This is a genomic window from Halovivax sp., from assembly GCA_007119345.1.
GTDB lineage: Archaea > Halobacteriota > Halobacteria > Halobacteriales > Natrialbaceae > Halovivax.
In genome coordinates this window covers 1-4,365 of the sequence record SKPV01000268.1, presented here as the reverse complement: position 1 = coordinate 4,365, position 4,365 = coordinate 1, and the positions used below count along the sequence as shown (strand labels likewise).

3 protein-coding genes and 1 pseudogene are annotated in these 4,365 nt (G+C 67.8%); all 4 read left to right on the top strand.

Annotated elements, in window-relative coordinates:
- The first annotated feature begins 162 nt into the window (after positions 1–162).
- Positions 163–2,319: a ribosome rescue protein RqcH gene (rqcH, locus tag QZT59_RS18055; protein WP_290819275.1), complete on the top strand. Its 2,157-nt coding sequence runs from the start codon at positions 163–165 to the stop codon at positions 2,317–2,319.
- A gap of 774 nt (positions 2,320–3,093) precedes the next feature.
- Positions 3,094–3,320, top strand: a pseudogene (locus QZT59_RS18050) (hypothetical protein); the annotation flags it as partial.
- A 79-nt stretch (positions 3,321–3,399) separates the two neighbouring features.
- The gene (locus QZT59_RS18045; RefSeq protein ID WP_290819274.1) at positions 3,400–4,002 is read left to right on the top strand and encodes a class I SAM-dependent methyltransferase; all 603 of its coding nucleotides are present in this window, start codon (positions 3,400–3,402) and stop codon (positions 4,000–4,002) included.
- A gap of 176 nt (positions 4,003–4,178) precedes the next feature.
- Positions 4,179–4,365, top strand: a 187-nt coding sequence (locus tag QZT59_RS18040; protein ID WP_290819273.1) for an FAD-dependent oxidoreductase, incomplete at its 3' end; no start/stop codon positions are given.

Genomic DNA, 4,365 nt, shown 5'->3' with positions numbered 1-4,365 from the left:
CGGGATGACGGACGATTCGGAACGAACGATCGGGATGTTGGGCAGTCCGGATCGAACGATCAGGATGACGGACGATTCGGATCGAAGGATCGGGATGGCGAGCGATTCGAACCCGAGCGCCGGAGCGACACCCCTTTTTGCTCCGACCCGGCAGTGTGTGGTATGGATCCCAAGCGGGAGCTCACCAGCGTCGACCTCGCCGCCCTCGTCCGGGAACTCGGGGGGTACGAGGGGGCGAAGGTCGACAAGGTCTACCTCTACGGGGACGACCTCGTTCGGCTGAAGATGCGGGACTTCGAGCGCGGTCGGGTCGAACTGCTGCTGGAGGTCGGCGAGATCAAGCGGGCCCACATCGTCGCACCGGAGCGGGTCCCGGACGCGCCGGGTCGGCCGCCGCAGTTCGCGAAGATGCTTCGCAACCGGCTGTCGGGGGCGGACTTCGCGGGCGTCGAGCAGTTCGAGTTCGATCGCATCCTCGAGTTCGTGTTCGAGCGGGAGGACGCCACCACCCGGATCATCGTCGAGCTCTTCGGACAGGGGAACGTCGCCGTCACCGACGCCGAGTACGAGGTCGTCGACTGCCTGGAGACGGTGCGCCTGAAGTCGCGCACCGTTGCTCCCGGCTCCCGCTACGAGTTCCCCGACTCGCGGCTCAACCCGCTCTCGGTTTCCCGCGAGCGGTTCGACCGGGAGATGGACGCCTCCGACACGGACGTCGTCCGCACGCTGGCGACCCAGCTCAACTTCGGCGGGCTGTACGCGGAGGAGCTCTGTACGCGCGCCGGGGTCGAGAAGGCCCTCGACATCGCGGACGCCGGCGAAGCCGAGTACGAACGCCTCTACGGGGCCGTCGAACGACTCGCGATCGATCTGCGCACCGGCGCGTTCGATCCCCGCGTCTACGTCGAGCCCGCCGATGACGGAGACGCCGACGACGAGGAGACCGGCGCTACGGGCCGGGTCGTCGACGCGACGCCGTTCCCGCTGGACGAGCACGAAGCGGCCGACCTGGAACCCGAAGTGTACGAAGACTTCACCGAAGCGCTGGACGAGTACTTCTTCCGGCTCGACGTCGCCGACGACGAGCCGGATCCCGGCTCGCAGCGGCCGGACTTCGAAGAGCGGATCGCCAAGCACGAGCGGATCATCGAACAGCAGCGAGGTGCCATCGAGGGCTTCGAGGAGGAGGCCGAACGCGAACGCGAGCGGGCGGAGCTGCTGTACGCCAACTACGGGCTCGTCGACGAGATCCTCTCGACGGTTCGCGGCGCCAGAGAGCGGGACCGCCCGTGGGACGAGATCGCGGCCCGCTTCGAGGAAGGCGCCGAGCGCGAGATCGCGGCCGCCGAGGCCGTCGTCGACGTCGACGGCGAAGCGGGAACCGTCACCGTCGAGGTCGACGGCGAGCGGATCCCGCTGGACGCCCGACACGGCGTCGAGAAGAACGCCGACCGCCTCTACACCGAGGCCAAGCGGATCGAATCGAAAAAGGAGGGCGCGCTCGCCGCCATCGAGGACACCCGCGAGGAGCTCGCGGAGCTCGAGCGCCGCCGCGAGGAGTGGGAGGCCGGAGCGGACGGCGGCGAGGCCGCGGACGCGGCGGACGCGGACGAGCGCGCCGACCGGGACTGGCTCGCGATGCGGTCGGTGCCGATCCGCGAGAACGAACCCTGGTACGACCGCTTCCGGTGGTTCCACACGAGCGACGACTTCCTGGTGATCGGCGGCCGGAACGCCGACCAGAACGAGGAACTGGTCAAAAAGTACCTCGAACCCGGCGACCGCGTCTTCCACACGCAGGCCCACGGCGGTCCGGTGACGGTGCTGAAGGCGACGGACCCGAGCGAGGCGTCCTCGTCGGACATCGAGATCCCGGAGACGAGCGTCGAGGAGGCCGCCCAGTTCGCGGTCTCGTACGCCTCGGTCTGGAAGGACGGCCGGTACGCCGGCGACGTCTACGAAGTCGACGCCGGTCAGGTGTCCAAGACCCCGGAGAGCGGCGAGTACCTGGAGAAAGGCGGCTTCGCGATCCGCGGCGACCGGACCTACCACCGGGACACGCCCGTCGGCGTCGCGGTCGGCATCCAGTGTGAACCCTGGACCCGCGTCATCGGCGGGCCGCCCTCGGCGATCGACGGGCCGGCGGTGACGACGATCGAGGTCGAGCCGGGTCGGTACGCCCAGGGCGACGTGGCCAAGCGGATCTACCGCGAGTTCCGCGAGCGGTTCGCCGACGAATCCTTCGTGCGCAAGATCGCCAGCCCCGACCGCATCCAGCACTTCCTGCCCCCGGGCGGCAGTCGGATCAACGGGGACTGAAGGGAACGCCTTCGTGCACGGCGAACTTCGAACGCGCGTCGAGCACCGACTCGAACTCCGGGTAGCGAGCACGGCATTGCGAGATCGTCGCGTCGCCGGTGCGCCTCCATCTCGCCGGATGGATGGAGCTGATACGGACGGTCGACGGACGGGTGATGCTGGTGTGGTCGGTCGACGCGTCAGTGCAACCCGGGGCGGGTGCGCGTGCTGGGTAACGGGGTGTCCGGGACGAGTCACCGTCGAGTGACGCCGGTGGTGGTGAATTGCTCGTCTCATCGGGTACGCTCTCCCACGAGGTGGGACGGCCGCGCGGCACCCCCCGATGTCGGATCCGTAGGGGCCGAACGGTGAGCGACCGGTGAACGTGACGCGGATCGAACGCCGACCGTTCCCTGGAGTGGGCGACGGTGGTGACTCGTGTAAACGCGACGGTATTTCGTCGCCACGCGTTGTGAATGAACGGCGCGTTTATTAGCCGAGCCAATGCTCCCGATACTGTACGAACATGGTAACACGTATACTCGAGCAAATGATAGATTTCGCCAATCTGTCGGAGTCCCGCAGTGAGCCTCACGATTCCCACGCCGACGAACGTCGGTCGACGGACCTCCACACGTGTTCGAGTTGTGAGAGGACATACATCAGGAACGATATGGACACGTGTCCGAAGTGTGGTGATGCGGTCGAGTTGACCCCCTCGTTCTCGGATCTGGGGATCAGTCCCGACGGTGGAGCGTAGCCGCCGGCCCGTCCCGTCCTCGGCGCTCGCGTGGTGAACCCTGGACTCGCGTGATCGGCGGCCCCCGACGGCGACCGAAGAGCCGGCGGTGACGACCATCGCGGTCGAACCGGGCCGGTACGCCCGGGGCGACACGGCCAAGCGGATCTATCGGGAAATGCGCGAGCGGTTCGTGGACGAGACGTTCGACCGGAAGACCGCGAATCCGGACCGGATCAAGCGCTTCCTGCCGCCGGGCGGCGGTCGGATCGAATCGGAGTGACGGATTCGGAGATCCGACGGCGATTTCACCGGCGACCGGTCGACGGCGAGTACTACCGTCCTGGGGCCGACCTATCCGTATGGACCCCGGTGAAATCCGCCGCGCGTGGGACGGCGTCTCGAAAACGTACGCCGAGCGACGCGATCCGGACGGTACGGACGCCGACCTGATCGACGAGTTGCTCGCCGACTGTCCGCCGGACCCGACGATCCTGGACGTCGGCTGCGGGGACGGCGCCAGGACGCTCGCAAACCTGCCGGCGGGCAGCGTCGGACTGGACTTCTCCCGCGAGGGGCTCGACCTGGCTGCTGGGACCGTGCCGGCGGCGGAGCTGCTCCAGGCCGAGCTGTCGACCATTCCCCTGGTCGACGACTGTGTCGACGGGATCACCGCCTATCACGCCGTCTTCCACGTCGCGCGAGCGAAGCACCCTGCGGTGTACCGGGAATTCGCCCGCGTGACGAAATCCGGCGGGACGCTGTTGATGACGCTGCCGGGCGGGCGCTTCGAGACGGTACGACGAGGCTGGATGGGCGGCGAGATGTTCTTCTCGGCGCCAGGCCGCGATCGGACGCTAGAACAGCTGTCCGACGCCGGCTTCGAAGACGCCCGGACCAGGACGGTGAACGATCCCCTCGGGAGTTCCAGCGAGTTCGTCTTCGCCGACGTCGCCGCCGAGTAGCCGCTGTCGGTGAGTTCGTCCGTGCCGAGGACGCCCCCTCCGCGGTCGAGAAGTTCGCCTCTCCGGGTCGAGAAGTTCGCCTCACCGACTCGCCAATTCGCCTCACCGACTCGCCGATTCTCGCTTCTCGCGCACGCGCGCGAGGGGTTGAAACGGCTTCGGAACCTACCATCCGTATGGATCAGATCGATGCTGGCGCTGGCGACGGCGGTACATTTCCGGAGTGTGACCGGATCGACGTGTCGGTGCTCGTGATCGGTGCGGGTGCTGCCGGCGCCCGGACCGCTATCGAACTCGCCGAGCGCGGCGTCGACGACGTACTGGTGATCGGGAAGCGGAGCCACGGCGACGCCCACACGACGT

What these genes read in the sequence shown, in the direction of transcription:
- rqcH (WP_290819275.1), top strand. Translation starts at nt 163, where the DNA reads ATGGATCCCAAGCGGGAGCTCACCAGCGTCGACCTCGCCGCCCTCGTC.
- QZT59_RS18045 (WP_290819274.1), top strand. Translation starts at nt 3,400, where the DNA reads ATGGACCCCGGTGAAATCCGCCGCGCGTGGGACGGCGTCTCGAAAACG.